Source organism: Nitrospira marina (assembly GCF_059568365.1).
The window spans coordinates 644,816-669,817 of sequence record NZ_JCANTH010000001.1; the positions used below are offsets into that span (position 1 = coordinate 644,816).

20 protein-coding genes are annotated in these 25,002 nt (G+C 50.4%); 9 read left to right on the top strand and 11 right to left on the bottom strand.

Translation table 11 applies throughout. The features are described 5' to 3' along the window. The first annotated feature begins 285 nt into the window (after positions 1-285). Positions 286-2,766, top strand: coding sequence for a VIT domain-containing protein (locus LX98_RS02785; RefSeq protein ID WP_496427445.1), 2,481 nt, complete (start codon positions 286-288; stop codon positions 2,764-2,766). A 411-nt stretch (positions 2,767-3,177) separates the two neighbouring features. After that, positions 3,178-3,975 carry a hypothetical protein gene (locus LX98_RS02790; protein WP_496427446.1) on the top strand — a complete coding sequence of 266 codons (798 nt, stop codon included), beginning with the start codon at positions 3,178-3,180 and terminating at the stop codon, positions 3,973-3,975. 53 nt (positions 3,976-4,028) lie between these two features. Here the strand turns inward: LX98_RS02790 and LX98_RS02795 are convergent, their stop codons facing one another. The 8 genes from LX98_RS02795 to ccmC form a co-directional block, all read right to left on the bottom strand. Then, entirely contained in the window at positions 4,029-4,184 is a 156-nt protein-coding gene (locus tag LX98_RS02795) for a hypothetical protein (RefSeq protein ID WP_496427447.1), read from the bottom strand. A gap of 62 nt (positions 4,185-4,246) precedes the next feature. Beyond that, complete coding sequence (locus LX98_RS02800) at positions 4,247-5,170, bottom strand: tetratricopeptide repeat protein (protein ID WP_496427448.1); 924 nt, start codon at positions 5,168-5,170, stop codon at positions 4,247-4,249. A 16-nt stretch (positions 5,171-5,186) separates the two neighbouring features. Next, positions 5,187-5,651, bottom strand: a complete 465-nt coding sequence (locus tag LX98_RS02805) for a cytochrome c-type biogenesis protein (protein WP_312643892.1) — start codon at positions 5,649-5,651, stop codon at positions 5,187-5,189. After that, positions 5,651-6,214 (bottom strand): redoxin domain-containing protein, encoded by a 564-nt coding sequence (locus tag LX98_RS02810; RefSeq protein WP_496427449.1) that lies wholly within the window; start codon positions 6,212-6,214, stop codon positions 5,651-5,653. Before LX98_RS02810 ends, LX98_RS02805 begins: the two co-directional genes overlap by 1 nt. Next, complete coding sequence (locus tag LX98_RS02815; RefSeq protein WP_496427450.1) at positions 6,211-8,160, bottom strand: heme lyase CcmF/NrfE family subunit; 1,950 nt, start codon at positions 8,158-8,160, stop codon at positions 6,211-6,213. The genes LX98_RS02810 and LX98_RS02815 overlap by 4 nt, the downstream gene beginning before the upstream one ends. An 18-nt stretch (positions 8,161-8,178) precedes the next feature. Continuing rightward, positions 8,179-8,634 (bottom strand): cytochrome c maturation protein CcmE, encoded by a 456-nt coding sequence (gene ccmE, locus LX98_RS02820; protein WP_312741128.1) that lies wholly within the window; start codon positions 8,632-8,634, stop codon positions 8,179-8,181. Beyond that, positions 8,618-9,130 (bottom strand): cytochrome c maturation protein CcmE domain-containing protein, encoded by a 513-nt coding sequence (locus LX98_RS02825; RefSeq protein ID WP_496427451.1) that lies wholly within the window; start codon positions 9,128-9,130, stop codon positions 8,618-8,620. The genes ccmE and LX98_RS02825 overlap by 17 nt, the downstream gene beginning before the upstream one ends. Beyond that, a complete protein-coding gene (gene ccmC / locus LX98_RS02830) occupies positions 9,127-9,852 on the bottom strand; it encodes a heme ABC transporter permease CcmC (RefSeq protein ID WP_496427452.1) in 726 nt (241 codons plus the stop codon). The genes LX98_RS02825 and ccmC overlap by 4 nt, the downstream gene beginning before the upstream one ends. Positions 9,853-10,546: 694 nt before the next feature. On the opposite strand from ccmC, the gene LX98_RS02835 reads away from it, so the two are divergent. Next, positions 10,547-12,031 carry a hypothetical protein gene (locus tag LX98_RS02835; RefSeq protein WP_496427453.1) on the top strand — a complete coding sequence of 495 codons (1,485 nt, stop codon included), beginning with the start codon at positions 10,547-10,549 and terminating at the stop codon, positions 12,029-12,031. Positions 12,032-12,591: 560 nt separating this feature from the next. On the opposite strand, the gene LX98_RS02840 is transcribed toward LX98_RS02835, so the two are convergent. Both LX98_RS02840 and ccmA read right to left on the bottom strand, forming a co-directional pair. Then, positions 12,592-13,269, bottom strand: a complete 678-nt coding sequence (locus LX98_RS02840; RefSeq protein ID WP_496427454.1) for a heme exporter protein CcmB — start codon at positions 13,267-13,269, stop codon at positions 12,592-12,594. Further along, on the bottom strand, positions 13,256-13,930 hold the full coding sequence (gene ccmA / locus LX98_RS02845; protein ID WP_496427455.1) for a heme ABC exporter ATP-binding protein CcmA: 675 nt from the start codon (positions 13,928-13,930) through the stop codon (positions 13,256-13,258). Before ccmA ends, LX98_RS02840 begins: the two co-directional genes overlap by 14 nt. Before the next feature lie 423 nt (positions 13,931-14,353). Between ccmA and LX98_RS02850 the strand changes: the two genes are divergently transcribed. The 3 genes from LX98_RS02850 to galE all read left to right on the top strand — a co-directional run bounded on the left by LX98_RS02850 (position 14,354) and on the right by galE (position 17,214). Further along, positions 14,354-14,974: a redoxin domain-containing protein gene (locus tag LX98_RS02850; protein ID WP_496427456.1), complete on the top strand. Its 621-nt coding sequence runs from the start codon at positions 14,354-14,356 to the stop codon at positions 14,972-14,974. Positions 14,975-14,981: 7 nt separating this feature from the next. Further along, the gene (locus LX98_RS02855; RefSeq protein WP_312643863.1) at positions 14,982-15,731 is read left to right on the top strand and encodes a cytochrome c biogenesis CcdA family protein; all 750 of its coding nucleotides are present in this window, start codon (positions 14,982-14,984) and stop codon (positions 15,729-15,731) included. Positions 15,732-16,194: 463 nt separating this feature from the next. After that, positions 16,195-17,214: a UDP-glucose 4-epimerase GalE gene (galE, locus tag LX98_RS02860; protein WP_496427457.1), complete on the top strand. Its 1,020-nt coding sequence runs from the start codon at positions 16,195-16,197 to the stop codon at positions 17,212-17,214. 387 nt (positions 17,215-17,601) lie between these two features. Here galE and LX98_RS02865 read toward each other — a convergent pair whose 3' ends face one another. Beyond that, positions 17,602-18,540: an outer membrane protein assembly factor BamD gene (locus LX98_RS02865; protein ID WP_496427458.1), complete on the bottom strand. Its 939-nt coding sequence runs from the start codon at positions 18,538-18,540 to the stop codon at positions 17,602-17,604. Between the two features lie 361 nt (positions 18,541-18,901). Between LX98_RS02865 and LX98_RS02870 the strand changes: the two genes are divergently transcribed. From LX98_RS02870 to smc, 3 genes are all read left to right on the top strand, one after another. Next, positions 18,902-19,894 (top strand): beta-ketoacyl-ACP synthase 3, encoded by a 993-nt coding sequence (locus LX98_RS02870; RefSeq protein WP_496427459.1) that lies wholly within the window; start codon positions 18,902-18,904, stop codon positions 19,892-19,894. A gap of 148 nt (positions 19,895-20,042) precedes the next feature. Further along, positions 20,043-20,981: a 4-hydroxy-3-methylbut-2-enyl diphosphate reductase gene (gene ispH, locus LX98_RS02875; protein WP_312643855.1), complete on the top strand. Its 939-nt coding sequence runs from the start codon at positions 20,043-20,045 to the stop codon at positions 20,979-20,981. 322 nt (positions 20,982-21,303) lie between these two features. Next, complete coding sequence (gene smc / locus LX98_RS02880) at positions 21,304-24,990, top strand: chromosome segregation protein SMC (RefSeq protein WP_496427460.1); 3,687 nt, start codon at positions 21,304-21,306, stop codon at positions 24,988-24,990. Positions 24,991-25,002 lie beyond the last annotated feature (12 nt).

The following is a 25,002-nucleotide window of genomic DNA, read 5'->3' on the forward strand; positions in this document are numbered from 1 at the left end:
AGGATAGCGACTCTCTTCTGATGAAGGATCGATCAAATAATTTTACCTCATAGGTTGATTTAACACTTTCTATGAGAATTCCAACGCTGCGCTTAAAACCTGCCGTATAGATGCCCCAAGAATTCTCGCCAATCATATTGAGAAATGCTATTCGTTTGGGATTAGAAGGATTCATTTTAGGATCTCCTAAAGTTCAATTGTTAATTTGATCTGAAAGGATTTTAAAAGTCCTGCCATACCCTCCTGTGAAGCGGCATGGGGCCGCTGCACAAAAGGAGGTAGAACATGAACGTCGCACATGGCAGCAAACGATGGTGGAGCTTGGTGGTTGGAGGAGGGCTGGCCGGGTTGTTGGCTCTTGTGGGAGCGGGATTTTTCGGTGCGGGAACACATCCTGTCTCTACTGCCTATGCCGGTACCCATCCCAATGAAGGGTGGGTGAATGGAGATCAATCCGGAAGTCTGATCGGGCTGGATCCGGAAGGGAAATTCACCCAAGCTTTTCCCCTCAAGCATACGGATGTGTCCATACAGGTCAGCGGGCCACTCGCCCGGGCTCAGGTGACCCAGCAGTTCGAAAATCCCTATCCCGATAAGATTGAAGCTGTCTACACCTTTCCCCTCCCACAGCATGCGGCGGTGGATGCGATGACGCTTACGGTTGGAGACCGGGTGGTGAAAGGGACGATAAAAAGGCGAGAAGAGGCGAGAGCCATTTATGAAGCGGCTAAACGGCGAGGCAATGTGGCAGGGCTTTTGGATCAGGAACGCCCAAATATTTTCACACAGTCGGTCGCGAATATTCTGCCGGGGGAGAAGATTATGGTGACGATCAGTTACGTGGAGACACTGTCCTATGACGATGGAATCTATTCGGTGGTGTTTCCGATGGTGGTTGGTCCCCGCTACATTCCAGGACAACCCACAGTCCAGGTCCCATCGTTCGGAGAGGGGTGGGCCTATGACACCGATCAAGTCCCGGATGCCTCCCATATTATGCCGCCTGTTGTGAAGCCAGGGACTCGGTCAGGACATGACCTGTCGGTGTCCGTCACGATTGACGCTGGTGTACCCATTCAACAGGTCCAATCCAAAACGCATGACATTGTTGTGAAAAGATCCCAGACTTCTCAGGCAGAAGTTCACCTCAAACAGGAAGCGACTATTCCCAACAAAGATTTTTTCCTGACCTATGCTGTGGCGGGGAATGATATTCACGATGCGATCCTGACGCATCGAATCGGAGAAGATGGGTTTTTTACCTTGCTTCTCCAGCCGCCTGATCGGGTGAAGACCGAGGAGGTCACGCCCAAAGAACTGGTCTTTGTCCTGGATACATCCGGATCGATGTCGGGTTTCCCAATTGAGAAGGCCAAAGAAACCATGCGCCGGGCCATTGACGGATTGAACCCGCGCGATACGTTTAATCTTATTACCTTTGCAGGTGATACCCATATTCTGTTTCCCGAACCTGTTCCCGCAACACCGGCGAATGTCGAAAAGACCCAGGCGTTTCTGGCCTCACGGTCCGGTGGGGGTGGAACGGAAATGATGAAGGCCATTCGTGCGGCGCTGGAACCCTCCGATTCGCAAGAACATGTTCGCATTGTGTGTTTCATGACCGATGGCTATATCGGCAATGATATGGCCATTCTGGGCGAAGTGCAGAAACACCCTAACGCCCGAATCTTTTCTTTCGGGATTGGCAGCAGCGTTAATCGGTTTTTATTGGACAAGATGGCCGAGGAGGGTCGTGGTGAGGTGGAGTATGTGGGCTTGAAAGATGACGGCTCGGCTGCGGCCCGGCGTTTTCATGAGCGGGTCCAACATCCTTTACTCACTGATCTGACGGTGGATTGGGATGGGCTGGATGTGTCGGATATCTATCCAAAGCGACTCCCTGATTTGTTTAGCGCGAAACCGGTGGTGCTGACAGGCCGGTATACGACACCGGGCAAGGGCACGATACGGTTGCGTGGCAATGTGGCAGGGCGTTCAGTTGTGCGGAATATTCCCGTCGATCTCCCAGGTTTTGCTCCGGAGCATGATGTGTTGGCTTCTTTGTGGGCGCGGACCAGAATTGCGGAGCTGATGGCGAAGGATTACACCGGGATTCAACAAGGAAGTCCCCGGACGGCGGTGCGGGAGGCCATTACGCAATTGGGGTTGGATTATCGACTGATGACCCAGTTCACCTCATTTGTGGCGGTGGAAGAGTTGATCATCACGGAAGGTGGACAACCTCGTCGTATAGAAGTGCCGGTGGAACTGCCGGAAGGCGTGAGCTACGAAGGCATTTTTGGAAGCAGTAACGAAAATGCAGGGAGTTTTCGGCAACACCCGATGCAACCGGCCGCGAAAATGAGGCGATCTTTTCTGGGAGGAAAGGTTGCCCGGGAATCCGTGGCCTCCAGCCCCCAGGCTTTGGTGGATCGCGTTGAACTGGAAAAGGATGATTCTCGTCGAGGAGACTCCTCCGGCAAGATGGATTCCACACTCCAATCGTTGGTGGAACATGTGGAGACGAAGTCCACCTTATCCCAAAACGTGGCGCAACATGTGACCGAGGGGAAGGTATTACTTCAAGTCTGGTTGACGGATACCAATCCTGAGACCGTGGAGAAGTTGAAAGAAATCGGCTTCGAATTGGTGGCTCAACCCAGGACGGGAGGTTTAATTATTGGAAAGCTGGCTTTTGAAAAGTTAACAGCGCTGGCCGAATTGTCCATGGTGCGGTATATCACGGTGCAACGCGCAGGAACGTAAAACCGAGGTGGTTAGAATCAGGCGGCTCGGGTATTACATCCGAGCCGCCTTTTTTTTGCGCCATTCCTGCATGTTCTTAAAAAAATCCATCTTTTCTACTCTGCTGAGTGAGTAAAATGGACACCCGCCACAAAAGACTATGGGACTGAAAGCCGATGTTTTTAAAGTCTCCTGAAAATCTCACAACTGGCTTGGGCTAAAGCGCATTCTTATTGTGGACATTGCGTCATTTTTCTATTCAATAAAGGCGGTTGATGCTCCCAGGTCTGATGGCAAAGAACACTTTGCCGACAAGTGAAAGCATAATAGTAACCGTTTGAGTGCCTTTTTCGTGTGATAACTATGACCGAATTATCTCAGAGGATTCCTCTGAAAAAAATTCCCGTCCTGGCGACGATTCGAGAAGCCCTCATGGTTTCATGGCAGCATCGGGCTATATTATTCCGTTGGATAATTGGGTGTACCTTATTCGCCGGCGCCTTTTGTTACCTGCAAGAGTACCTTGTTGTAGAGTACGTTTGGGCCAATACGGACTGGAATTCTTTATCAGGTAGAATTTCATTTTTTATTTTATCTGCATTTCCCACCCTAATGGTTTCTGCCATGTTTTCTGTTTTTTGCCATCGTTTAGTTTTAGCAAACGGGGAGGGGAACTCCTCGAGTCGGATTGAATTTGGTAAACGAGAGTGGCGATTTTTCTGCTGGAATTTAACTCTGTGTTTGGCCGCAATTTTCATTGGCCTTCTTGCAATAATAGTCCGTTACCTTTCTCTGGAAATGTTGGAGAATTTAAAAGGGAATTATGGGGGCCTGGTGTTGATAAAAACATTCTTGGATAACTATTCATTGGATATTTTGTTCTATGGAGGATTTTCCTATCTTCTTGCACCCTATTGTCTGGTTCTTCCAGCAACTGCAGTCGATCTTAAGCCATCTTTGGCATGGTCATCGAAACAAACTAGGGGGAATGAATTGAGACTGGCACTATTATTTGGAGGCCTGCCGTTAATTTTCGGATTTTTATACTGCCCCCCCTCGCTATTGACTTGGTTGGAAATTGGTCAAATGTTGATTGTGAAGCATGTGTTCAGGCCATTTCTTGTGTATTTGGTTACTCCGATCATCGTAATCGTGTTATCCATCGCGTTTCGTGAACTTACCAATTGGACTCCATATTCCTCCCATTCCGAAAAAGCCCCTATAGCTTAAAGCCCCTTTGCGTTTTTGCCCTGTTGTCAGGAACACATTGGTTTCAAAGGCATCTACCAAACGGTGCGGACGGCATATTGGGTAATGAGTGGATCGGGGGTCAAGATGGTGAGTTCATGTTGGATAGCTTGGCAAATGAGCATGCGGTCAACTGGGTCTTTATGAAGAGCCGGAAGTTTGGGCAGGTGTCCGGTTGCGGCTTCTTCCAACGCGAGTGTGCTCTTGCCATGCCGCTCCCCATTTTTCTCACGTTTATTAAAATCAGAAACAGCTAAAACGGTTCCTGGCCGGCGCGGAGTTTGATGAGGGCGTCTTTGACAAACTCGGTGTCCTTGGTGCCGGGCTCCATGTTTTGTGCGGCGAGGGTCCAGGCGGCATCGGTTTCCTGACGGCGATTCAAATACCACAAAGCCAAACCCCGATACCAATTGACGGCGGGTTGATTGGGTAGGTCGGCCAGTACCATGTCAAAATGTGCGAGAGCCTGTTTAAATATTTCCGGATCGTCAATTTGACGCGTTTCGATCTGGATCACTCCTAGATTGAAGTGGGCTTCATGCTGTTTCGGGTCCAGCTCTAAGGCTTTTTCCCAGGCCTTTTTGGCTTCAGGCATTCGATTTAAAGCCATGTAGGATCGTCCGGCCATGATCTGGCCCTGCAGGTCATCTGGATTGTCTTTAAGGCGTTTTTCCAGTTTGGCGACCATCTCCATCGGATTCGGGCCTCCGCCCATTTGGGCTTCGACGGCCATCAATTTTTGTGCAGCCTTGAACTGAAGCGCGCCGTAAATGCCGATGGAGGCAAGTAAGACCACCAAGCCAGAGGCGATGGTTGGAACCCAATTAATTCGTTTCGAGGTTGCCGGTTGGTGTTCGGTGGTTTCGTCGTGAACTGTGTCCTTAAAGGTGTCCAGCCGGTCTAATAGGCTGAGTAGACGGCGTTCGTCAGTGGCCTTCAACCGTTCATAGTCGGGCGGGTCCATCCTCCCCTGTGAGAGTTCCAAGTCGAGGTCCTGTAGAGAACGGACCACGGTTTCTCGTTCGATTTGAAGGTCAAGAAGTTCCTGAGCTCGGTCATCGTCCAGGCCAAAGGAAACGGGTGAAGGATCCCGCCGCCAAAACGGAAGGGTCAGGGAGACAAGCACGATTCCCAGGATGACCACAAACGGAATCACGAAAATGGCGAGCGTCGACATAGGGGATTGAGACTATTCAGGACTTGAGTTCACGCTCGATACGTTTTCGAGCCTGATCGTCCAATGGCGGTTCAGGTTGGCTGGGCGGAGTGGGTGTATCACGCACCCAGTGAGTCACTTCCTTGTAGAGAAAAAATCCCCCGATGACCAGCAGGAGAAACGGAGCCACCCAGATGAGCCAATTGACGCCATGCTTTGGGGGTTCCATGAGAATATAGTCACCATAACGGCTGAGGAAATAGGCGCGAATCTCTTCTGTGCTGTGCCCCAGGGCGATCCGATCACGAATCACGCCCCGCATCTGTTGGGCCAATGGAGCGCCCGACTCCCAAATATTCTCCGTTTGGCAGACCGTGCAGCGGAGCGTTTTGGCAATTTCCCGTACCTGGATGTCGACGTCCGTCTCGTCCTGCACGGCAGCGAACAGCGGAAGAGGAATCGTTAAGAGAGCCGCAAGGCACCAGGTAAGTCGGATGGACATTAGGACGTCGTGGTCGTGGTCGGCTGAGCATCGAGCAACGGGGCAATGACTTTTTGTGTGATGTTGGTATACACCTCACCGGTTATCGGGCCGACCCATTTATGGCGGATTTTTCCGTGTTGATCAATCACAAAGGTTTCGGGTACCCCATAGACCCCGTAATCAATGGCCAATTGTCCTTTGAGGTCACGGACATGGGAGAACGTTGAGCCGTATTCCTGTAAATACTTTTGGGCATCAGGCAGTTCGTCCTGATAATTCACGCCCAGCATCACGAAGTCGGGATTATCTTTAAAGAGTTGATGAAGCTGTAAGATACTTTTGTGCTCCACCTTGCATTCATAGCACCATGAGGCCCAGAAATTGAGTAGGACCACTTTTCCCTTGAACTGCTCCAAAGAGATTGTCTGTCCTGTTTCCACATCCGGTCCTTCAAAGTTGGGTGCATCGGTCTCAATAAGAACAGTGGGGATGTGTCGTGGATCTCCCCAGAGACCCTGATAAAACAGGGCGAACAATCCTATAAGGCAGAGGATGAGGGTCAATTGCCAGCCTTTGTTCATTCTTCTTTCTTTCGCGGGCGGAGAATATTCAAAATCACGCCGAGGCCCATGATGACACCGCCTCCCCATACCCACAGAACCAGCGGATTGAGCACGCCACGCGCGACGGCCACACCGTCCTCAGACACCTCCGGCATGGTCAGAAAGACGTGCCCCATGTTGGTGGCATAAATGGCCGATTCAGTGGTAGGCGTTTGGGTGGCCGAATAGATTCGCTTTTGGGGCCGGAGCTCCGTGATCAAATCCTCTCCCTTAAAGACTTGAAAGACCCCTTCCTGCGCATTCCAATTCCCGCCGGCCACTTCATGAATTTTTGCCAGTTTCATGCGATAGTCCCCGATCGCGAATTCGTCTCCCACGCGCATTGAGACGACTTTTTCCGTTTGATACACGGTGGAGGCGATGATGCCGACGACTAAGACGAGAACTCCGATATGGGTGAGCATGCTGGCATAGCGTCGTTGGTTGGCGGTAAAGGCTGCCAGACTTCCCTGAAAGATATTACTCCCGTTCCGCTGTGCATACAGTTGCGAAATTTTCCCAAAGTCCAGGACGATCGCCATGCCGGCGAAGGTCACCACATACCCTCCTGCCAGGGCATAGAGGTTATGAATACCGGTCACAAATAGCAGGACGACAATGACCGCTCCTGCGAGAAGTGGTGTGGAGAAACTTTTTTTCAGGCTCGCCACCGAGGCTTTCCGCCATGGGATATAGGGCCCGATACCCATGAGAAATAACAGGCCAAGGGCAATGGGCATAAACACCGCATTGTAATAGGGGGGCCCGACGGTTACCTTGGCGTCCTGCAACGTTTCAAGGATTAATGGATAGAGGGTGCCCAGAAAGACCGTGGCGGCAGCCACCAGAAAGAATAAGTTATTGAAGAGGAAGATTGATTCACGGGAAACCAGCGAATCCATTTCGACCTGCGATTTTAATTTATTGGATCTCAGAATTAACGCGCCGAAGGCAATTCCGATGACCGTACCGACAAATATAAGAATATATAGACCGCGCTCGGGGTCCGTGGCAAAGGAATGGACGGACGTGAGCACGCCGCTTCGCACGAGAAAGGTCCCGATCAGGGACAAAGAAAAAGTAACGATGATGAGGAATAAATTCCAGACTTTGAACATTTTCCGCTTTTCCTGCACCAGAACCGAATGCAGGTAGGCAGTGCCCACCAGCCAGGGCATAAACGAGGCGTTTTCGACGGGATCCCAGCCCCAATACCCACCCCAGCCCAATTCGTAGTAGGCCCAGTAGCCGCCGAGCAGAATGCCGGTCGTCAGGCACATCCAGGCAAACATGCTCCATCGCTGAGTCACCTTGATCCACTCTTCTCCCAATCGCCCGGAAAATAAGGCCGCCATGGCAAAGGAAAATGGAATGGAAAATCCCACATAGCCCATATAGAGCATGGGGGGGTGCATGACCATCGCCGGGTCTTGCAGCAACGGATTCAGGTCTTTGCCATCGAGGGGAACGGGTAGGAGCCGTTCAAACGGACTGGAGAGAAAAACAATTAAACATAAAAATCCGAAGATGATGGCCGATTCCACGCCAATCAAATACGGCATGATGGCGGGCTGGGTGCGCCAATGCAGCCAGACGGCCAGGGTGCTGAAGACGGAAAGAATGAAGACCCAGAGTAAAAGCGAGCCTTCATGCCCGCCCCATACAGCCGCGACAGTATAGAAAAACGGGAGTTTCGAATTGGAATTGTTGGCGACATAGAGAACCGAGAAGTCCCGTATGATAAAGGCATAGACCAAGGAGAGCATGCCAACGCCCAGCAGAACGAAGATGAGGGTGATGGCCATGCGCCCGGAGCGGGCCCAATCGGGGTTGCGGGTTTGGAGGGCCAATACGGCGCTGGCCATGCCAAAGACTGACAGCACCAGGGCAACAATGGTCGAAAAATGTCCAATTTCAATAATCATAGAGAATGGCGAACAGGGTTAGGGCGAGAGGGTTTTCATGAAATCTTTTTTGGGAAGTTCCACACCCGCTCGTTTGAGTTCCATGGGCATGTAGTCCTCGGAATGTTTGGCCATGATCATCGTGGAATGAAAAGTCCGGCCGTCCCGCCATTGGCCTTCCACCACCGCCCCTTGTCCCTCCTTAAACAGGTCCGGGGGAATACCCTGAAACGCGACAGGAATAGTGGCGGCACCATCTGTGAGCTCAAAGGTCAGACCTACCGGCTCGGGTTGGGTTTTAAGGCTACCTTTAACCACCATACCACCCACGCGAACTTTTTTGCTGTAGGCTTCGGCGGTAAAGGCTTTTACCTCAGAGGGAGTCACGAAGTACACAATATTTTCCCCGAAATTCCCAAACGCGAGATACCCGAGCGAACCGGCAACCAGGAGTATGCTGACAATAATGGCGATTTTTTTATTCTTTGTACCCAAGGGAGTCCGCCTCTGGTTCGTAAAGTTTGGATTCCTTGATCTCTTTAAATAAAACCATGACTCTTTGGCTCATGGCAAATACCATCCACCCCAAAGCCATGACGGAAATCAGGTAGGCGGCGGCCACAAATCCAAAATTGTTAATCAACGCGGTGTCCTGCGCCCGAAAAACCTGTGCCTGGCTGTCCCAGCGCCCGATGAGAACCAGGGTTTTCAATTCGCGAATGTTTTCAAGGGGAGGACCTTGGTATTCCACTGCAAGACTGGTTTCCCCATCCACAAATTCAAATGTGGCCTGCCCATGTTCCACGTCACCCTGCAAGGTACCACTTTTGACCATCCCTTGTATCCTGACCGGTTGGGTAACCGGAGGACTGCTCAAGAGCGTTCCCATGGACAATGTGGATAAGTGTTGCTGGTAGTGCTGATAGGTCAGGATGGCGAGAAGGAGGGTTACCCCTAGAATCAACGCCCAGCGTGTATATAACCCGGTCATGGAGTCGTCTGGGAAAAATGGGTCTGACTGAGAAATCGACCTTTTTTGGCGTGCAATAAATCAGTCAAGTACAAAATTTGAGTGCGGACCATTACCATATAGGCAAACAATAACCAACAGCCGATGCTCATTAACGTCAGGGGGACCAGAATGTCTTCTGAAATGCTGACTCCTCTGGTGGAGAACGACATGGGTTGGTGAAGTGTTCTCCACCATTCCACCGAAAATTTTATGATGGGCAGATCGATGCCTCCGACAATAGCCAGAATTGCCGCATAGCGGCCGCCCTGAACCCGGTCATCCACGAGGCGCCGAAGCATGATGTACCCCCCTAAAATCAGGAGGAGCACCGTAAACGAGACGAGACGTGGGTCCCAGGTCCACCAGGTGTTCCATGTGGGTTTTGCCCAGATCGAACCGGTGATGAGGGCAAGTGAGGTAAAGAGGGCACAAATGCTCGCCGAGGCCTGGCACATATTATCCACAAGCGGATCCCGTTTCCACAAATACCAGATGCTCCCGAAAAATAGGACGGAATAGGCCAACGTGCTTGTGTGAGCCAGGGGCACATGCACATACATGATCCGGACCAGTTCCCCTTGATAATAATCAGGCGGTGAGGCGAGCAAGCCGATATACAAGCCTAAAAAGATGCAGAGAGCGGCCCCTCCGCCAAACCATCCTTTATAGCGTTGGATCTGTCGGATAATGCGATTGATCATGTTGGACATTGTAAAACGGATAACCCGACGGAGGGAAGGGCTAACTCCTTCAAATACTGTTGGTAAGAGTTTAGGGTCATTAAAACAAACAATGAAGTTCCAGCAAGTGTTGCATGACAATGAATCAGATGGTCTCTCTTCATCATTATTTCTGGATATTAGCTTCGCCCTATGGTAGGTAATGTCCTCATTCTGCGGACTGCGGCAGGTACGGGGCCAAGATGAGGATGAATAAAGCCCATGTCAATAAATAAGTCGATTGGTGGACTCGGCCTCCACCAACTCAACGTTGACTATGGGTGATATATCCATGAAGCCTAAATCTGTATGACCATCGAATCATCAGCATATCTTTTCAATCGGGCCGGAGCCATGAGGAGATGCGAGCCGCCGTGCCATTGTGCGACATAAAAATTGCTGTTTTTTAATTTTTTGCTCTTAACTTTCACACTTTCAACTAATAACCAAACGCTGGGTAAAGCCAGGGCAAAGTAAGGATCCAGCAAGAGAGAAGGACGCCATGCGAGACCTTATGAAAATCTGGTTGATGGGATTTTGTGTTTTTCTCATCACGGGAGCCGTCGGTGCAGAGGGGGCTTCCCCCGCGAAGCGGTGCACAGGGTGGGAGGAAGGGAAGGGGCATTGTAAGAGAAAGGGAGCCTCCTGCGACAAACATGGGTCGGAAGCACGCACCTTGTGTGAGGCAGGCAATATTATTCAAGTCTCTGACATTGTTGAGAGCGCGGCGCTTGATCTGCTGCGCCGCGATTACCTGCTGCTTCCGATCGGGGAGAACCCTTCCGAGCATTTTCCGGCACATGTAGTGATCGCACCACAAGACCTCGACGACCCGGGGACGATTGCCTTGCTAAGAGAGGCTCACCAGGTCGGCAAGACCGTGGCCATCGTCGGTGCGACCCAAGTCGAAGCCCGAACCTTCCACCGCCTGCTGCGCCCAGGGCAGGAGGTCAATTGCGCCCCACAACAGGGGCAAACACAGATTCCGCTCTATGGATTACAACAGTCCGTCACCAGAGTCCCCGAACAAAACTCCACTTATTGTTTGGGGAACTTGGACAGGCACCGCGGCAATCGCAAGGCGAACCGGCGCTGGTTGAAGGATCGGTTTGCGTCCACGCCACCGCAACCTCGTGAGGGCGATGTCAGCGAGACAAGCGACCCGACCACGTTCTTGACGGACCTTGCCACTGCGACGCACTGCAGCTTTAAATTCCCCGACAATGGCGCGGGGACCGCCGAGGTGGACTACTACGTCTATGGAATGCGCAACTTCTCCGATACCGGCTGTAGTTCCTGCAGTTCTGTCGGTGCAGACTACTACCTCGTGCAGGAAGACATAACGTTTGAGCCCACTTCAGGGAACTGGTTCAGTACTGTCTCTGCTAATCTGTCCGACGCATCGGGTGAGTTGATCGATACGAATATTTCCGGTCTCTTATTCACAGACCCGCAAACGGTGACGACAGTCGAGACCTCCTACACCAACGATTCGAGCACCACGGTAAGCGGATCAGTGGGGGTGAATTCGGATGGCCCCAACGTTACAGCGGGTGGCTCCGTAACATCTGGCCAATCAACGACCTATAGCATGCCCGCAACGACGATCAACAACGCTTCCGATCCGAAATCATTAAATGTTGACTGGAATTTTACTCCACAAACGCCAATTCCGAACACTGAATACGTGTACTCGCCGACTTGGACGTGGTATGTACCCCAAAATGCTTATCCCAACGGCGGGACGGGCAACGGACAAGTCGCCTTCACATCATTCCCCAGTATCGTGCAGTCACTCTCGGCTGGGATTTTCATCGACCAGACGATTTGGGAGGGGCAGTGCAATATCCCCTATCCGTTCTCAGCATGGACGGTCTCGCCGCCACAGCTGACGAACCTCAATCCGCCTACGACCCAGAAGGATGGAGGTCAGTTCACGATCACCGGGGAGTTTCTGTATCCCGGCAGCGTGACGGCTGTGCTCATTGGCGGGCAGCCGATCAACCTCGGCACTAATGTCGACTTGGTCAATGACACCACCATCAATGTCACAGTCGGCAATTTAAACCTGTCGCCGGGCACCTACCCAATCCAGGTCAACACGCAGTTCAATGGTGAAAACCGCTTCTCCAACCAGCTGGAGCTGCAATTGAAGAATTGACAACTTCTGTCACCACCGTTGGCCGAGCTACATAGCGGCCGTGAGCCACGAGGATCGCATGATGCGAGCATATATAGTAGGATTAATTTCTTCAGGAAGGATGTTCCCTTCGGCGAGAATCCGTTTGAATCCTTTGTCAGAAAAAAAAATTGGAATGTAGGATCGCGGGCTGAATAGTTAGTGACTGAAGCGTTTCGTTGAGTCCCTTTCGGCTGATCGGCTTCAGCCTGCCTCCGCCTCCCACTTTGACAAAGTGAATAGACAGGTTGGCCGACTCTCGCCTCGTGTTTTGGCCTCTGCAACAATCTTTCCGCCCCGTTGAGTTGGTCCATTATCTCAGACTGATCGGAGACCTCGTTACGGCCATCGTACTGGTCTGCGAGGAGAGGTTCCCTGGTGCCACAGGTGTTGTCAATGATTGTGATGCCGGGGGCCTGGAGGGCGCAGGGATTGATTGGGGGTTCCGGTGAACTGCTGAGCGGGAATATTTCGGTCCAAAATGGTATGCAGGCCGGCTGGAAGCGGAAGCAAGATTGTGCTGATGAAGGGGTTATGGACCCTTACGAATCTAATATGAATTCAAAGAGCCAGAATGAGACGACGGTGAAAATAATGTCAAAGATGATCAGGAGTTGAATCCATTGGGAGTAAAAAGAAAATGGATCGCCACTTAAGGCTCCGCGTGTGGCTTCTACGGCGGCGATCATGACCGGAACGGCCAGGGGAAGGAGCAGGACGGGGAGCATGACTTCCCGGGCTCGAATCTGCACGGTTAAGGCTGAAAAGAGCGTGCCGACAGCCGATAATCCCAAGGTGGCCAGAAAAAATATGATCAAAAGGATTCCGACGGCGTCAATGACATCCAGATTAAAGAATAAGACGAACAAGGGGAACAAGAGGATTTCGACTGAGAACATAAAGAGGAAATTGGCCGCGACTTTTCCGAGATAAATGGCGCCCTTGGGAGCGGGGCACATTTGCAGGGACTCCAGACAATCGTTTTGCAATTCCGAGGTAAAGGATTTCCCTAAGCCGATAATGCCCGTAAAGGTAAAGGCGACCCAGATGATTCCCGCAATCAGTTGGCGTGCCGCATCCTGGTCCATGGAAAAGCTGAAGCTAAACACCAGAATGACAATAAGGGCAAAGAACAACATGGACGACATGGTTTCCCGTGTCCGCCATTCACTGATCAGATCCTTCCAGACGACCCAGCGAATTGTTTTAAAAAATGGCATCGGTGGTGAGTTGCTCGGAGGAGAGAAGTTGAAGGTGTCCGCCTTTGAGAATCCCGCCCCGTGTCGCGATTTGGGTGGCCTTGTCACGGTCATGGGTGGTCATAAACACGGTGCCGTCACGATCCAGCGTTTCCTGAATGAGCTGGTTGGTGATCGCCACCCCGTCATGATCCAGGGCGTTGTAGGGCTCGTCGAGTAGAAGGAGTTGTGGCTGAGCCAGAATGGTTTTTGCGAAATCCAGTCGCTTTTTCATCCCGGCCGAAAATTGACGTATTTTGAGGTCGGCAAAGGCTCCGATACCTGTTCGATCCAGTGCCCGTTTGATGTGAGGTGGAGATGGGGTTTGCCCGCGCAGGCCCAGGGCAAATTGGAGATTTTCGGTAGCACTAAGTTCATCATATAAATGGGATCCGTGGGCGATCAGCATGATAATTTCTCGAACGGTATCCTTCTGTGCCACGCCATCCTGGCCAAAAATGGTAAACTGACCATGAGATGGCGCTTGGAGAGTGGCTAAAATACGGAGCAATGTCGTTTTTCCTGCCCCGTTGGGGCCAAATAAGGCAAAGCACTCTCCCGGATGAATGTCAAAAGACAGATCCTCAAAAATACGATAAAAACCGTAGGCTTTGGAAAGATTGCTGACCTGAATGGCGATCATGTCATGGTAAGAGACTTGGAAAAGTTAGCCTTGCAGTCTACGAAATGTATTGGAGGTTGTCTAGGAATGTAACAAGATGATGGAAACAGTCGCTAGGGATAGGCTTGTATCGTTCACAGTTCCCCGAGTCTCGCAGGCTAGGTAGTTTCATGCACGGCTACGTAAGGATTTGCCGGTTAGAATGAACATCATATTTGGCTTTCCCGTTTTTGTGGAGACCTAGTAATATGTATGGATCTACTCAAAAATATGGATTTGGCCGGCACCTGATCCAATAAAATCCAAATGACCCTGGGGGGTCGACTCGTATGAAATGAATTGCGTTGACGATAAAATTTATCGGGTCTTATGATGAAGGTTGAAGGAGTTTGCCGCTATAGTGCATTGGGCGATGTTTGAATAGTTTTGTGGGGAGGCAGTGAATTGAAAACCATACGTGGGTTGCTGGCCGCATGCCATTACCTCTCGAAGTCTGGACTCTTTTTGGGAGGGATGGGGATTTTTTGTCTTCTTTTAGGCTGCGATTCCGGCTATTCCGAAAGTTCTTTTGCCGATGCGCCATCTTCTCATTCTGTAGCCTCCCGTCCTTCCAAGGGATCCCCCGCTCCGGATTTTCGCTTGATGGACATGAAAGGAAAGGCTGTTTCGCTTTCCGATTTTAAGGGAAAAGTGGTGTTGCTGAATTTTTGGGCGACCTGGTGTGGGCCGTGCCGGATTGAAATGCCCGCAATGGAGGCCTTGTACCGAAGTATGCGATCCAAAGGGTTGGAAATTGTGGCGGTCTCCGTTGACCAACAGGGCACGGCCGTGACAAGGCCTTTTCAGGAGGCGATGGGCTTGAGCTTTCCTATTTTGCATGATCAGGATTATGAGGTAGGGTTGACCTATGGCGCACGTACGCTCCCTATGACCTTTGCGATTGATCGTCAAGGCATCATCCGACAGGTGGTCTTCGGATCCCGTGATTGGAACAGCCCTGAAGCTCGCAGGGGAATTGCCGAGGTACTTCAAGAGCCGATTCCAGAGTCTTCCCAAAGGATGTAAGAACAATATGATCGATTCGATCAGCCAGGTGTCTTTGCTTGCGGCGTTTAGTGCCGGACTGCTGTCTTTTGTTTCTCCATGCGTCCTCCCCCTCGTCCCTTCCTACCTATCCTATATCACCGGACTCTCGGTGGAAAATCTCGCGAAAGTTGAAGAGCGAGAGCGATTTAAGTCCGCGATTATCCTCAATGCTCTGTTGTTTATTGCCGGGTTTTCCACGGTCTTCATCGCGTTTGGGGCATCGGCCAGCCTGATGGGGCAATTGTTGTATGACTATCAAGACGTAATTCGGAAAGTCGGAGGTGTCCTGATTATTATTTTCGGGCTATATTTGCTCGGGATTTTGAAATTAAGTTTTTTTATGACCGAACGACGCTTGATGCATTTTGAGACGCGTCCCGTCGGCTACCTGGGTTCCTTTCTGATCGGGACCGCATTTGCCGCCGGCTGGACACCTTGCGTAGGACCGGTGTTGGGGGCCATTCTGGCCTATGCCAGTACGACAGAGTCGATGTCCAGCGGAGTAATGCTCCTATCGGCCTATTCGTTAGGGTTGGGTCTCCCGTTTTTTCTGACGGCATTTGGGATGGATACGTTTTTAAGCTACTTCAAAAATCTTCGGTCCTATTTAGGCGGGGTGTCGTTTATTAGCGGCGGGCTGTTAGTGGCGGTCGGCGTCATGATTTATGCGGATTCTCTGACACTCATCACCAGTTTTCTTGAACGTAACGGTATTGGTTGGTACATCGGCCAATAAAAAGGCCTGCCCGACCTGGCCTATTTTTCTTTTTCTTCTTTCCTTGTCTTCCCCACGCGCTTATATAGTTTCCAGAATGATGGTGGGCTTAAGCGGATGTAGGGGTATATTGGAGCATCCAATATTTACGAAGTAGCGACGGTCTTCTCTTGGTTATGGAGTGGTCGGGGCCGTGGGAAAGAATTGGTCAGAGGATTGATGAACGGCTCTTGTTTTTCTTTGAGCCGCCGGCTCTCAGTCCCATGTATTGATGTTCCTCAATTCACCTCTATTGCTTACCGATCTATTCTTGACGCACATTTCTTCTCAGTGTAGGGTCCCACCACATTTTTTGAGACTCTATAATACGGAATCGTTGGTTTGTCATCATTGATGTGTCTCAGCCTCCTTCACGTACTGTGCGAAGGAAAAACCTGAAAAGAAAACGCAGCGGGCTATCTCAATTTCAACGGGAGCGTTCTCAATGATTTTGGTAACCGGCGGTGCCGGCTATATCGGGTCACATACGTGCGTTGAACTCCTGCAGGCGGGCTGTGATGTGACGGTCTTTGACAACTTCTCTAATAGCCATCCTGAGTCGTTGGCGCGGGTGCAGCGTATTACAGGAAAATCTCTTCGTTTGATACGCGGGGACTGCCGTGATCGCGCCGCAGTAGTGGCGGCTCTCCGCGAAAGCGGGGCCACCGCAGTCATCCACTTTGCCGGTCTCAAGGCGGTGGGAGAATCGGTTCAGCAACCATTGGCCTATTATGACAACAATGTGGTTGGGTCTCTGCGCCTGTTGGAGGCTATGGGGGAGTGCGGCGTGAAACAGATGGTATTCAGCTCTTCTGCCACGGTATATGGCGATCCGCAACGCCTTCCGCTCACCGAGGACCACCCCCTATCTGCGACCAATCCCTATGGTCGAACGAAACTGATGGTGGAGGAGATCTTGCGCGACGCACATCGCAGCGATCCCTCCTGGCGGATGGGCATCTTGCGATACTTTAATCCTGTTGGGGCGCATGATAGTGGCCTGATTGGTGAAGATCCTCAGGGGATACCCAACAATTTGTTACCCTTTGTGGCGCAGGTTGCAGTGGGACGGCGGGAATATTTGAACGTATGGGGTGCCGATTATCCTACTCCCGATGGGACTGGAGTGCGGGATTATATCCATGTAGTTGATTTGGCACTGGGGCATCTCAAAGCACTAGAGGCATTGGCTCGACTGGATGTTCAAAAAGAATGCTTAACGGTAAACCTTGGTACGGGCAACGGGTACAGTGTTTTGGAGATCGTGCGGGAATTTGAAACCGCGAGCGGCAAGCCGATTCCCTACAAGATCGCACCACGCCGCCCCGGTGACATTGCTTCTTGCTATGCTGATCCGAATCAAGCTTCCACACTGTTGGGTTGGCGAGCTGAACGCGGACTCAGTGAGATGTGCGTGGATGCCTGGCGATGGCAACGTGACAACCCTCAGGGCTATGCTGTCTGATTCATCCACAGCGATCTGCAGTTCTCTGTCAGACGGGCCGCTGAGAGTCTAGTGCCCGAGGGTTCTGGTAATTGGTGCATGAACGGGCTTACCATACCACTTTCCCCAACTCAATCGCATTGCATGATCAAGCCAGAGAAGATTCGGTTCCGTGAAGCCCCGCGATGTTCGCGTGGGAGCCGCTATTGGGGAATTCATTCCGAAAAGCGGTCAGGAGTCTGCTCGATAAATATTTTTGGAACGTGACGTCCTTCGTGTCCATCACAGAGGAATTAAGCCTTATGGGACAGGTACTTGGGGAGGAAAACGGAAAATTTGGCCGGTAAGGGAAATTAGCCTTTATACGACTACTCAAGAACAGGGTTCAGCTAAATAAGAAAATAGGGGTTAACACCATTCGCCGGTTTTACATGATTTCTCGCTACTCGATACCTGCATGGGTGGTGTTGTGGCCGAGGAGGATGGTGAATCACACCACGTGCCAATTGTACAAGCTGTCTTGGAGAGAGGCGGGTCCGAAGCTGTGGGGACGCTTAGCATGGCCGGCTTCACTGTCGGGGAGGTAGCTGCTGCTGAGGTTAACAATGAGGATTCCGGGGTATGGGATATTGTTCTTGCAAGGAGTTGATTGTCAGGACGCTGGCCTATTACCGTGGGATTGGGGGTGTTGTGCTCCTTCGCCGAGGGATCGGCGGGAAGGGAGGCTAGAAGAGTAGGATTCTTTTTTTCCAGCTTTGCCAAGAGTTTTTTGCCGTCTGAGTGATAGGGGTTGTTGGGGTGTTCGTTGACCAGGGTAAGTAACCATTCCTGGGACCATTCTTCGATACCCAGGTTTTGGTAGGTTTTTGCCAGATGGAACATGGCATCCCCAGCAGTTTCTAATTCAGGAAATTCCTTGATGATCTTTTCGAATCGATGGGCAGCAGCGAGATAAGAACCTCGTTTGAGGTAGAAATGCCCAACCATCAAATGCCGTTGTGCTAATTGTTCTTTACAAATCAGAATGGTCTGCTTCGCTTCCGCTTCATAGCGGCTTGCCGGAAATTCTTGAAGAAGTTTCTCGAAGCTTTGAATCGATTCCTCCAAGGGCTCTGGGTCACGATCGACTGTCCGGTATTGTTTGAAATGGCTGACCCCAATTTTGTATTGGGCATAAGGGGCTAATATGTGATTTCGATGAAGGTCAAGAAAATGTTTGTATTCCACGATGGATTCCGCATAGGATTCCTTGTCAAAAAAAGATTCGGCACGTTTCATGATTACGTTCGGGTCGTAACTCATTTCTACCGAATCGCCGACGAAGATTTGTTCGTCCGTTGAAGACATTTCTTTTTTCGATGTGGTGTCGGTGTGCTCCGTAGGTTTGGGTGTTGAGGAGCATCCGGCGATTAGGATTAGAGAAGTGAGGAAGGGAAGAATAAGAGATCGAAAATTGACCGGAAATTTCACAGGTAAGTCACTCCAGGCAGTGTTGTGATCATATAGGTTTCGTGAAAGTCGGTATAGAGGTGTGAAACAGTCCATTATCTATACAAGATTCGGACCAATGAAAGAAAGTCTTTAATGTTGCGCCTGTGTTAATTTTTTCATTACAAATTGTCTCTCTTTTACCACAATATTTGGTAGATATGAAAAATTTGCCACAGTCAATGTGCTGCTAATTCAAGGGATAGGCTATGAGAATGATATGATTGCGAACCTTTCTCGAATCGTCGGAACGGGCTCTTTTCTTCCTGGTCGTCGGGTAGATAATCAGGAGGTGGCCGATCTTTTAGGAATTGAGCCGTCGTATATTTTCCGAGTTTCAGGTATCCGGACCAGGTTCTGGGCGGATTCGCAGGAGGAATGCTCCTTTTTGGCGGAACAGGCGACGCGAAGGGCATTGGATCAGGCTGGTTTGGTCCCGGAGGATCTTGACGCTATTCTGGTTTCTTCCACCTCTCCGGAGATGATCTTTCCCTCCACGGCCTGTTTGCTTCAAGCCCGGCTGGGTATCAGGGGCATCCCGGCATTTGACCTCTCAGCCTCTTGCTCAGGGTTTCTCTATGGCCTTTCTATGGCAGATTGTTTTATCCAGGCCGGGCAATTTCGAAGATGTCTCGTCGTGGCTTCGGAAATCAAATCTCGGTCCTTGGATGTCAAAGATCTGAGTACAACCATTTTATTTGGTGATGGGGCCGGTGCGGCTATTGTCGAGAGATCGTCAAATTCCGACATGGGCGTCGTCAGCATTCGACTTCACGCCGACGGGGCGTATCATGATCTGGTCAAAATTGCCGGAGGTGGTTCCCGTCAGCCTTTGTCTCAAGATGTCCTTGATGCCAGTGGGCATACCTTGCGAATACGGGGTTCGCGGGTGTTTCGCATTGCAATCAGGCGCTTAGGCCAGGCGGTCAGCGACCATTTGGCGCAGGAGAAATGGGACGTGTCGCAGCTCGACCAGGTCATTTTCCATCAAGCGAATGGGCGTATGCTTACCCAGTTTTGTGAAAATATCGGAGTCCCTCCCGAGCGATGCCTTTCGATGATCGAGCAAGTCGGAAATACCTCTTCCGCTTCCTTGCCGATGGCGTTAGATCATGCGAACCGAAATCAGAGACTGAAAAGGGGCGATCGGGTCATGTTGGGAGCCTTTGGGGGAGGGCTTACTTGGGGCACGGCTTTGGTTCGGTGGGGGTAACCTCGCCCTCTTCGCCTTGTAGCCGTCTTATCAGAGAAATCGGTTTAGGCATTGTGTTGACGATCTCTGGCAATTTGGCCTATCGTGCGCAAAAGGCATGAGTGGAATAGATAATTGAGCTAGATAAATATTTATTAAGGAGGGTGCATTGAAAATCTTCCTGGCCAATCCGAGAGGGTTCTGTGCGGGAGTGGATCGAGCGATTGAAATCGTCGATTTGTCCTTAAAGACGTATGGGGCACCAATTTATGTTCGGCATGAAATCGTTCATAGTCGTCATGTGGTCGAGTCCCTTCGTGGAAAGGGCGCTATTTTTGTGGAAGAACTGAATGAGGTTCCTGATGGCGCCATTGTCATTTTCAGTGCACATGGCGTGGCAAAAGAGGTGTGGGAAGAATCCAGACGACGAAATTTGAAAGTGATTGATGCCACATGTCCCCTGGTCATCAAGGTCCATAACGAAGTGAACAGGGATTATTCCAACGAATACGAGCTGATCCTGATTGGTCACGCGGGGCACCCTGAGGTTGTCGGAACTCTTGGACAGGTGCCTGATAAATTCCATTTAGTTTCCTCTGTAGAGGACGTGGATTCGTTAGAAGTTGAAAATCCCCTTCATCTGTCATATGTCACACAAACCACGTTGAGTGTGGATGAATGTCGGGATATTGTTGCTGCCTTGCATCGTCGGTTCCCGGGTATTAAAGGGCCACATCAGGAAGATATTTGTTATGCCACACAAAATCGGCAAAATGCTGTCAAAGAGCTGTCCCGTTTTGTTGATGTCATTCTGGTAATCGGGTCTCCCAATAGCTCCAATTCCAACCGATTGAGAGAATTGGGCGAGCGTTGTGGAATCCCTTCATACCTCATTGATTCTTATCAGGATATTCAGACTCAATGGCTGGAAGGTGTGAACGCAATCGGCATTGCGGCAGGGGCCTCGGCTCCAGAAGTGTTGGTGGCTCAGGTCATTAAGTTTTTGAAAGAGCATGGAGCGACATCAGTAGAGGAGTTGACCGTGGTGGAAGAGAATGTTGAATTTCTTCTTCCTAAAGAATTACTGATGGCCAAAGTTCCGCGATAAGTTCCCATGGATTTCCGCTTTCCTGGAGGAGCGCAAGCGAATCTTTTCCGAATATATCCTTCCTCATTATCTTTCCCAGTATTTTAAAGCAGTCAGACCTGTTTGTTTCGGGAATCCTCCTGGATGGAAGATGTCCCGTAAAACGGCTCCCTGGCTTTGTCCTGTTGACAGGAGCCGTAGTTTTGGCATTATGTCAAGATATTGAATAGGCCGATAGTCAGACCCACCGCATTTTGTGGAATACTTTGATTTTTCTTTCTTCTTATGGTACTGATTCGAACCAAATTACTGCCCTGGCATCCACTCCATTCTGAGAGGAAATATGTTTCTTCGTACTCTAGTCGTCAATGGGTTCAAATCTTTTGCTGAGGCAAAAATAGATTTTCCGAACGGGATAACTGCCGTCGTCGGTCCCAATGGGACAGGGAAAAGTAATATCGTGGATGCCATTTTGTGGGCAATGGGTGAGCAAAGCGTGAAAAGTTTGCGAAGCGAGCGCATGGAAGACGTAATTTTTAATGGGACTGAGCAACGCAAACCCATGGGAATGGTCGAGGCTTCGCTCATTTTTTCCGAGGTGACGCCCCGTGAGTTGGAGCCTGTCTCTGCCATTCTGGAAGGGCTTGATCAGCCAACGGATGTGATGATCACCCGTCGGCTCTACCGCGAGGGAGACAGTGAATATTATTTTAATAAGATTCCCTGCCGCCTCAAGGATATTCGAGGATTTCTCTGGAATGCCCGAGCGGGAGCCAGAGGACAGTCCGTTATTGAACAGGGCAATATTGAACAGTTGCTTAATGCCTCCCCACAGGAACGGCGTGAATTTATTGAGGGCACGGCAGGAATTATTCGATATAAAAAACAAAAGGCCGAGGCGTTACGAAAATTACAAAGTACGGAAAATAATCTTTTGCGGGTTCGGGATATTCTTGGAGAAGTCCGGGGTCAGCTTCGGACGCTCAATCGTCAGGCGAAACAAGCAGAGGAGTATCAGGCCTTTCTCCGTGAAGCCCGCGAGCTTGAGGTGCAGTTATTGACTCATGACTTTCGCCGGTTTTTTCAAGACCAGTGTCAGTTTGAACATGAGTTACAAGAATCTGAAAGCCAAGAACTATCCTGTTTGGCGGAAGAGGCCCGACTTGTGGCCGAACACCAAACCGTGCAGTTAGAGCTGACGTCTGCTAGCGAAACTCTCAAGGAAGCGCAGGACCGGTTTCGAGAGATTGAGCAGCAACTGTCCCATGCGTTTACGGCGATTCAGATTGAACGCAATCGGCTTGATCAATATGAACAGCAACATGAACAGGTCATGGAGGAGCGAGCACGGTTGAATGGGGAGGGCCAGGAGGCCACGGGTTCGTTGGAAGCCTTGAGAGAGCGCCTGGCCCAAATTCGGTGCGAGATGGAAATCCTTACTGTCACTGTGGAAGAAGGAGAGGGGGGTATAGCCGAACTGGCCGTTCGCCGTCGGGAAACTGCGGAGAAGGTCGACAAGGGTCGGGAAACCATTCTGGCCTTGGCTGTTGAAAAAACGAATCAGGAAAACCGCTTGCGAAGTATTGCTGAAGGACAGAGTTCGATGGCCAGACGGATCGAACGTCTGACCGTGGAATATTCTCAATCGCAGAACGATCAAACCAATCTTCAAGCTGAAAGCGAAGCCCTTCGCCAGGAATGCTCATCGCTCGAAAGTCAGCTTGACGCGCTCCGGAACAATCAGGACCGCTTAGAGGTTAACCTGCAAAGTCAGCGAGAAACCAGGGAAGAGCTTGATGAAAAAATTCTCGACCTCCAAACCCAAGCCGCTGGCGCTGAATCAGAATTACGTGCGATTCAAAGTGTTTTTCGTGAAGAAATCGGGTATGGCCATCATGGTGAGGGTGATGAAGCCTCCATTCGCGTTGCGTGTTCGTCCATTCAAGAGGCGTTGGCCGAACGGATGGAAGTGCCTGAGGATGTTGAGAAAGCCATAGAAGCCGTTCTAGGCGAGCGGCTGCAGGCGTGGATTGTCCAATCGTCCCAAGAGGCAGAAATGTCTATTGCGCAATTTAAACAACATGAATGGGGGAGAGGCAGCTTTATCCCTTTGAATATTCCGCGACAGGGTCCAAAGGGACCAGCCGATTGGTGGAATGTCATTCAGCACGACCCGGAAGTGCGGGGCTTGGCTATAAATTTTGTTCAGGTTCCGGACGAGTTAAAGCCTGTGATCGAAGCCTTGCTGGGGAATACGGTCATTGTTAAATCATTGTCTGGAGCGTTAAATCTCATGACCGAACATTCATGGTTTCAGGGAAACGGCCCGCTTTTAGTGGCTTTGGGCGGAGAACTTGTATCTCCCTCTGGGATCATCAGTGGCGGGTCTGGTGGCGAAGCTGGTGGATTATTACGTCGCCGGCGAGAAATTCTCACATTGGAAGAAAAGTTGAACACTCTTACCGTGGGGTTGGAGGAAGCCAAAGCGAACCGGAAGTCGCTTTTACAGGAAATTGAGGACGTATCGCGACAACTTGAAGAAGCCACGTTGTCCATTCGTGAGATGGAATTTCACATGTTGACCATTCAAAAAGAGGCTTCTTCCAAAGAGAAGGCTCTTCCCGATCTCCTACGTCGGTTAGATGCACTTCAGCAGGATCGATTAGCGGAAGAGGAGGAATGGGGACAGCTGCAAGTTGAAGAAGTAGAGGTCCAGACCCGGCTTGAGCATCTCAATCAGACACGAACCCATGAGGATGAGGCGCTTCGTCAACTGTTGGATGCTCTTAATACATTAGACCAAGAGCGACAGGACATGTTGCAAAGTCTCAATGACACACGAATGAATTTTCAGGCTTTGAAGTCCCAATGGGATTATGAACAGGCTAATGTTGAACGAATTGAACGGGAAGAAGAGCATCGGAATACCCGAATTCGACAAATTGATGGACAATTGGAGCATCTCTTTCTGCAAAGTCGAAAGAGTCAGGAAGAACGCCTCACGAATGAGAGTTTAGTTGAAGAATTAGACATCCAGAAAGAGGCCATTGCGGGAACATTATTGGAGCTTCAGAACCGTCATGCAGGATGTATGGAGGAAGTTAAACGATTGGATGGTCTGATCGGAAAGGCTCGAGAAACATTGAGCCACATCTTTAAGTCTCGTGTGCCGATCGAGGGACGTTTAGCGGAAGTTCGGGCGAAGTTTCGTGCTGTGGAAGAAACGCTGACCATGACATACGAAATTTCGACGGATGACCTCAAAAATCCCCTCAAAAATCCTCCTGATGCCGGACAGATCGCGGGAGGTCTGGAAGGGAGTGAACAGGCTTCTGATGAACAAACCGGCCAGTGGAGAGAGCAATTACAGGGTATCAGGAAAAAATTAGAGCGTATCGGTCCAATTAATTTGGCTGCAATTGAGGAGCATGCTCAATTAGAAGAACGCTATCAATTTTTATTGGCGCAAGAAGAAGATTTAGCCGGTTCAATTCAATCCCTTCAGGAAATTATCCAGCGGTTGAATCAAACGACCAATAAGCTGTTTGCGGAGACCTTTAAAGAACTTCAAGTGAAATTTAGCGAAGTCTTTTCAGCCTTGTTCGCTGGAGGACGCGCTGAATTGATTTTAGTCGAAGATACTCAGGAGGGACAGGAATCAGAAGAGCCCAATCTTGAGCCAGGTGTGGAAATCGTCGCCCAACCCCCAGGGAAGCGCTTAAAAAATCTCAACATGCTTTCCGGAGGGGAAAAGACCATGACGGTCATGGCCCTTCTCTTTGCGAGCTTTCTCATTCGACCTTCTCCATTTTGTGTGTTGGATGAGGTGGATGCGCCGTTAGATGAGACGAACGTGGTCAGGTTTGGGCAGTTTTTGCGACAAATGGCGGATCGATCTCAATTTATTGTGATCACGCACAATAAACGAACCATGGAGACTGCCAACTCACTTTTTGGTGTGACAATGGAGGATCCTGGCGTTTCGAAATTGATTGCTGTTCGCCTCCATGAATTAGAAGAGGTAAGCTGAGATCACACAGTG

Bases quoted from the DNA above. Each gene is read 5' to 3' on its own strand.
- LX98_RS02815 (WP_496427450.1), bottom strand. From the start codon at position 8,160: ATGATTATTGAAATTGGACATTTTTCGACCATTGTTGCCCTGGTGCTG.
- LX98_RS02805 (WP_312643892.1), bottom strand. From the start codon at position 5,651: ATGTCCATCCGACTTACCTGGTGCCTTGCGGCTCTCTTAACGATTCCT.
- LX98_RS02810 (WP_496427449.1), bottom strand. From the start codon at position 6,214: ATGAACAAAGGCTGGCAATTGACCCTCATCCTCTGCCTTATAGGATTG.
- LX98_RS02785 (WP_496427445.1), top strand. From the start codon at position 286: ATGAACGTCGCACATGGCAGCAAACGATGGTGGAGCTTGGTGGTTGGA.
- ccmC (WP_496427452.1), bottom strand. From the start codon at position 9,852: ATGATCAATCGCATTATCCGACAGATCCAACGCTATAAAGGATGGTTT.
- smc (WP_496427460.1), top strand. From the start codon at position 21,304: ATGTTTCTTCGTACTCTAGTCGTCAATGGGTTCAAATCTTTTGCTGAG.
- LX98_RS02800 (WP_496427448.1), bottom strand. From the start codon at position 5,170: ATGTCGACGCTCGCCATTTTCGTGATTCCGTTTGTGGTCATCCTGGGA.
- ccmA (WP_496427455.1), bottom strand. From the start codon at position 13,930: ATGATCGCCATTCAGGTCAGCAATCTTTCCAAAGCCTACGGTTTTTAT.
- LX98_RS02790 (WP_496427446.1), top strand. From the start codon at position 3,178: ATGGTTTCATGGCAGCATCGGGCTATATTATTCCGTTGGATAATTGGG.
- LX98_RS02855 (WP_312643863.1), top strand. From the start codon at position 14,982: ATGATCGATTCGATCAGCCAGGTGTCTTTGCTTGCGGCGTTTAGTGCC.
- LX98_RS02865 (WP_496427458.1), bottom strand. From the start codon at position 18,540: ATGTCTTCAACGGACGAACAAATCTTCGTCGGCGATTCGGTAGAAATG.
- LX98_RS02870 (WP_496427459.1), top strand. From the start codon at position 18,902: ATGATTGCGAACCTTTCTCGAATCGTCGGAACGGGCTCTTTTCTTCCT.
- LX98_RS02840 (WP_496427454.1), bottom strand. From the start codon at position 13,269: ATGCCATTTTTTAAAACAATTCGCTGGGTCGTCTGGAAGGATCTGATC.
- LX98_RS02825 (WP_496427451.1), bottom strand. From the start codon at position 9,130: ATGACCGGGTTATATACACGCTGGGCGTTGATTCTAGGGGTAACCCTC.
- galE (WP_496427457.1), top strand. From the start codon at position 16,195: ATGATTTTGGTAACCGGCGGTGCCGGCTATATCGGGTCACATACGTGC.